The following is a 5,412-nucleotide window of genomic DNA, read 5'->3' on the forward strand; positions in this document are numbered from 1 at the left end:
GCAGGCCGGCGCCACGTTCGGTGTCGTGTTCGTGCACTGGCTGATCTTCCAGAGCCTGTACCGGATCGGCGCCTTGTGCCCGTACTGCATGGCGGTGTGGACCGTGACCATCGCGATCTTCTGGTACGTCACGCTCCACAATCTCAACCGCTACCTGCCCGCACCGCCAACTCTCAGCTTGATCACCCGCTACCACGGTGTCGTGCTGACAGCCTGGACGGTGCTCCTGCTCGCCCTGATCGGTGAGCAGTTCTGGTCCTACTGGAGAACCCTGCCCTGAGGACGTGCTCGACAGTCCGAGGAGATCTGCCTTAGAGTCGACGTATGAACACTTCTTCATATGTGCATGCGACCGCTGCACCGGCTCCGATCACGGGCACGGCGTGACCACCGCGACAGGGCAGCACCGAGGCATCCTGGCCGGCACGCTGGTCATCTCGCTGTCGATCGCGGCCATTCAGGTCTTCGGCGCCGTCGTCACCGGCAGCCTCGCGCTGTTGGCTGACGCCGGGCACGTGCTGGCCGACTCCGGCGGAGTCGCCATGGCGCTCGGCGCGACGCTACTCGCGGCCCGTCCAGCCGCCGGCCGCCGGACGTTTGGCTGGGCGCGGGCAGAGATCCTCGCCGCCGCGATCAACGGGCTGATCCTGATCGGCATGGGCGTCTACATCCTCGTCCAAGGGTCGCGCCGGCTGATCGAACCGGCCGAGATCGAGCCGGGAGGAATGGCGATCTTCGGGGCGATCGGTCTGGTCGGCAACCTGATCGGTGTCGCGCTGCTCTATCGAGCCCGTACTGCGAGTCTCAACCTGCGCGGCGCATTCCTCGAGGTCGCCACCGACTCGGCTACCTCGGTCGGCGTGCTGGTGGCGGCGCTGGTGATCGCACTGACCGGGTTCACCCGCGCCGACGCGATCGTGTCACTGCTGATCGGGCTGATCATCGTGCCGCGCGCCGTGAAACTGCTCCGCGAAGCGGTCAATGTACTCCTGGAGGCGGCACCGGCCGACATCGACCTGGGCAAGATCCGCGAACACATCCTCGAAGTCGACCACGTCCGCGGCGTCCACGACCTGCACGTCTTCACCGTCACCTCCGGGCTCCCGGTTCTGTCCGCCCACGTCATCGCCGACCGGGAATGCTTCGAGAACGGCCACGCCCCGCAACTGCTGGACAGGCTGCAGACCTGCCTGGCGGGCCACTTCGACGTCGAACACTCCACCTTCCAGCTCGAACCCCTCGGGCACACCGACCACGAACACACGACCCACACCTGAAGCACTGACTCCAGGAAGGACGCCAGACATGGCCGTCATCGCATTGGTGCTGTACCTCGTTTGGTTCGCGATCGCGTTCGGGATCCGCGCGGTCGTCCACCGCCGCCGGACCGGCGACGCCGGCTTCCGCGGCTTGTCCGGTCGCCCAGGCTCCGCCGCCTGGTGGGCGGGCGTGCTGTTCGTACTCGCTATCGTCACCGGACTGATCTCCCCGATCGCAGCACTACTCGGCCTCGATTCCCTGCCCAACCTCGCCACCCGCCCGGTGCAACTGGCGGGCCTGGCGCTGGCTTTGGCCGGGATGGCGGCAACCTTCGCAGCTCAAGCCGCGATGGGTGCATCGTGGCGAGTCGGCGTCGATCCCGCCGAGCGCACCGGACTGGTAACAGCCGGAGCCTTCTCCCGGGTACGGAACCCGATCTTCAGCGCGATGGTCCTCACCGCCGCAGGGTTGACCCTGATGGTGCCGAACGTGGTGGGCCTGTCCGGACTGATCGCCCTGATCGTGGCGATCCAGCTGCAAGTGCGGATCGTCGAGGAACCGTATCTACTCGATGTCCACGCCGCCGACTACAGAAGCTACGCAGCTCAGGCCGGCCGCTTCGTTCCCGGCATCGGGCGGATCACTGTGTAGCCGCGGTCGCGGATCGCGTCGAAGCAGCGTTCGCGAACGTCTGCGGAGGGGAACGCGGCCACCACCTTCTTGGTGTCGAGGTCGATCTGCGACACCGTGACGCCGTTCGTCTGCAAGACCTTGGTGACGGTGTTCGTGCAGTGCGAGCACGTCTGCCGGACCCCGGTACGGCGTCTGCTCGGCCAGGTAGGCGTGTTGCACCAGTGCGCGTGCCGTGGTTTCCAGCCCGACGTTGAGGATCTCGAGCGGATCCCGGTCCGTGGTCGTCGCAGCCATCGTGGCCCGCTCCCCCGCGGACAGCCCGTCTGCCGCTGCTCGGGTGGCGGAGTCGGCGGCGAGCGCGCGCCGTAGTACCAGCGTTGTTTCGCGCGCGATGACGGGCACGACGGCACCGAGTCGGCCAGGGCCGCAATGGGCGACGTTCACCACGCCGTCGCTGTCGTTCCACATCACGCGATGCGTCGCGCTCGTGACCAGTTCGGCTGGACACGGCCGCATCCGCGACCGCAGGTGGTTCAGCTGCGGGGTGGTCAGGTGACTTCCCGCTGCCGGCTCCAGAGGCGTCAGGTGAGGCTCGATCCGACTTGGAGAATCTGGGAGCCAGCCGTCCGGCCGCAGTACCGCGTCAGCGAGTACTTCGGTGAGGATCCGCGCCGCGGACGCGCGATCGTACTGGGTGAAATCCGGTTCGTCGGCAGACACCGTCAGCGAACCTCCTGCCCATGGCACGGGGACCCGTCCATCCCCCGAGCAGCTCGATCACGAGTCTCAATTCTCAGCGAGAGCGGTCTTCACCGCGAGCCGGACCCGGGTGTCGGGCTCGTCAGCGGAAGAGGTCGAGGCCCTGGCCGATCATGACTGAGGCCAGGACCAGCAGGAGAACGATGGTGATGGTGTTCAGGTTGGTGATTAGCCAGGTCTCGACAGCTTGGAGGGTTCGGGCCGATTTCTCTGCTCCGATGATCACCACCGCCAGCAGCGGGGTTAGAACTGTCAGCGAGGCCGCGGCGACGAAGACGGCCGCAGCACCGACCAGTGACCCTGTACCAAGGCCCGATCCCCCGAGGTAGCTACCCGCGCTCAGGATGAGCGGAAGGTTCTTCACGTTTGCCAGAGCTGCGCCGGCACCAGTCACCACCAGACCGGGTCCGGAGAGCGTGGCGATCCGATCGAAAATCGCCGGCCGCTCCGGGGGCGCACCAGGGGCTGGACGCTTACGCCAGTACCGGACTGCAAGTACTGCGAACAGAAGGCCTATCGCCAGCTGCAGCAAGTCGACCCCGTCCCGCGCCGCCTCCGGATTCTCGTCCGCGACTGTGTCAGTGAACAGAGCAACAAGTCCGATGGCGATGGCAAGGGCGCCGACCCAGCCCGCAGCAAAGCTCAGCCCGGCGGCGACCGCTCGGGGCGACATCAGCACCAGCACGATGCACACCATCGGCACCGGGCTCAGGGCGATCGCCATCGCCTGCGGAAAGACAGCACCAACAACAGGCCACAACCCGACCACCCTCCTCGTAAAGCTGACGCCAGGCTCAGACGCCGTCCGGCGGCAGGAACGGTGAGATGCCCGTGCAGACAGTCTGCACGGGCGGCGGCGAGCCAAGTACCGTGCCGCGCCGCGCCGATCGCACGAATTGGTAAGGTCGTCCACGGTGTGCCGGGAAGCCTGGTCGGCGCGGGGATGGACTTCCGCTAACAGCGGCAGCGACCCGGACAAGGGGATCAGGGGCTCCGCAGATGTCTGAAGTGGGGATCATTCTCTTCCTGGTCGTGTTCGCGACCGCTGTTGCCACCGGCGCCCGTCGATGGCGGATCCCGGCGCCGTCCCTGCTGGTGCTCGTCAGCTTGGCGGTGGCGCTGATACCGGGGGCTCCGGTGCTGCAAGTCGCCCCGGAGATCATCGGCTTGGTGGTGTTGCCGCCCCTTTTGTACGCCGCCGCGGAAGAGCTCTCGCTACGCGACCTCCGGGTCGTCTGGCGACCAGTGACCGCCCTCGCAGTCGGCCTGGTCCTTGCGTCGGCTGCCGTCGTCGGCGCCCTGGCGGTAGCCCTGACCCCGCTGCCCGCCTCGATGGCGTTCGTTCTGGGCGCCGTGTTGGCCAGCACCGATCCGGTCGCAGTGACGGCGTTGGGCCGCAGGCTCGCACTGCCGGGCCGGGTGCAGGCGTTGGTGCAGGCAGAGAGTCTGTTCAACGACGCCACATCGCTGGTGTTGTTCAAGGTGGCCGTCGCTGTCGCCGTCGCCGGTGGCGCAGTGAGCTGGCAGGCAGCAGGCGGTGAGTTCTTCCTTCTGGCCGGTGGCGGCAGCGTGATCGGCGCCGGCATCGCAATCGTCGTGACACTGATCCGGCGACGCACCACCGACCCCGTGCTCGAGACCGTGATCGCCTTGGTCACCCCGTACGCCGCGTACGTGCTGGCCGAGGGAGCGCACACCTCCGGAGTGACCGCTGTCGTTGTCGCCGGCGTTGTCATCAGCGGCACCCGGCACCGGCTCACCGACGCCCGTATTCGCCTCCAGCTGAACGCCGTCTACGCCGTCGTGGTCTTCCTGCTGGAGAGCGTCGTCTTCAGCATCATCGGCCTGGAACTGCCCGCGCTGGTCCGCGAGCTCCCCAGCGGCACCGGCCTGTGGCCCCTGCAGGCGTTGGCGATCGCCGCCACCTTGATAGGGCTCCGCGTGCTGTGGATGCTTCCCCTGTCGATCGCTTTCAAGCCCACCAACCGCCGAGTGTCCTGGCGGGCGGCAGCGGTGGTGTCGTGGGCCGGCACTCGGGGAGTACTTCCGTTGGCAGCCGCCCTGTCCATCCCGCTCATCGCCGCCGACGGCAGCCCGCTACCCGGCCGTGCCCTGGTCCTGGTCCTCACTACCGCCGTCGTCATCTTCACCCTCGTCGTGCAAGGTCTGAGCCTGGCACCGCTGGTCAACCGTTCCGGACTCGCCCTCGAACCCGAACACACGGCCCGCGAAGAAGCCCGGACCCGTGCGACCCTCGCCCGCACCGCACTCGACCATGTTGATCGGCTCGCCGACCTCGAGACCACCTCCGATGTGGTTCTCGAACGGGTACGCCGCAATCTCGGCGCCCGGCTCCAGCAGAACGAGGAACTAGGCGGCCAAGGCAACGACACCGGAGCTCTGCTGAAGGCCTACTACCAGGTGCGGCGCGAGGTCATCACGGTCCAGACCACCGAACTGCGACGCCTCTACGACGAGCACCAGATCAGCGACGCCACCCGCCGGCAACTTCAACACGACCTCGACCTGGAAGAGACCGGCCTCCCCAACATCCCCTGACATGGTCGTTCTGGCGCCCGTCGCGCGTTGTTAGAGGGTCAGCAGGAACGTCGGTGGAATCTTGTCGCCGATCCGGGAACCGTGATTGATCGTTCTGTGCTGACCAGCCCGCGACGTCTCGACCGGCCACCCCATCGGGTGCCGTAGCTCGTTCGCGCCGGGCTCCCCCCAGACCGCCCGCGACAGCCATGATCCGAGCTG

6 protein-coding genes are annotated in these 5,412 nt (G+C 67.3%); 4 read left to right on the forward strand and 2 right to left on the reverse strand.

The features are described from left to right. The 3 genes from VFG33_RS14875 to VFG33_RS14885 all read left to right on the forward strand — a co-directional run. On the forward strand, positions 1-280 hold a 280-nt coding region (locus VFG33_RS14875), incomplete at its 5' end, for a vitamin K epoxide reductase family protein (RefSeq protein ID WP_325026693.1). Between the two features lie 103 nt (positions 281-383). Continuing rightward, positions 384-1,277 (forward strand): cation diffusion facilitator family transporter, encoded by an 894-nt coding sequence (locus VFG33_RS14880; RefSeq protein WP_325026695.1) that lies wholly within the window; start codon positions 384-386, stop codon positions 1,275-1,277. A 28-nt stretch (positions 1,278-1,305) separates the two neighbouring features. Continuing rightward, positions 1,306-1,911, forward strand: a complete 606-nt coding sequence (locus tag VFG33_RS14885; protein WP_325026697.1) for a methyltransferase family protein — start codon at positions 1,306-1,308, stop codon at positions 1,909-1,911. On the opposite strand, the gene VFG33_RS14890 is transcribed toward VFG33_RS14885, so the two are convergent. Then, complete coding sequence (locus VFG33_RS14890; protein WP_325026699.1) at positions 1,825-2,613, reverse strand: hypothetical protein; 789 nt, start codon at positions 2,611-2,613, stop codon at positions 1,825-1,827. The genes VFG33_RS14885 and VFG33_RS14890 overlap by 87 nt on opposite strands. 121 nt (positions 2,614-2,734) lie before the next feature. Beyond that, on the reverse strand, positions 2,735-3,412 hold the full coding sequence (locus VFG33_RS14895; RefSeq protein WP_325026701.1) for a GAP family protein: 678 nt from the start codon (positions 3,410-3,412) through the stop codon (positions 2,735-2,737). A 239-nt stretch (positions 3,413-3,651) separates the two neighbouring features. Between VFG33_RS14895 and VFG33_RS14900 the strand changes: the two genes are divergently transcribed. Continuing rightward, a complete protein-coding gene (locus tag VFG33_RS14900; RefSeq protein ID WP_325026703.1) occupies positions 3,652-5,211 on the forward strand; it encodes a Na+/H+ antiporter in 1,560 nt (519 codons plus the stop codon). Positions 5,212-5,412: the final 201 nt, after the last annotated feature.

Source organism: Kribbella sp., assembly GCF_035687465.1.
Classification (GTDB): Bacteria; Actinomycetota; Actinomycetes; order Propionibacteriales; family Kribbellaceae; genus Kribbella.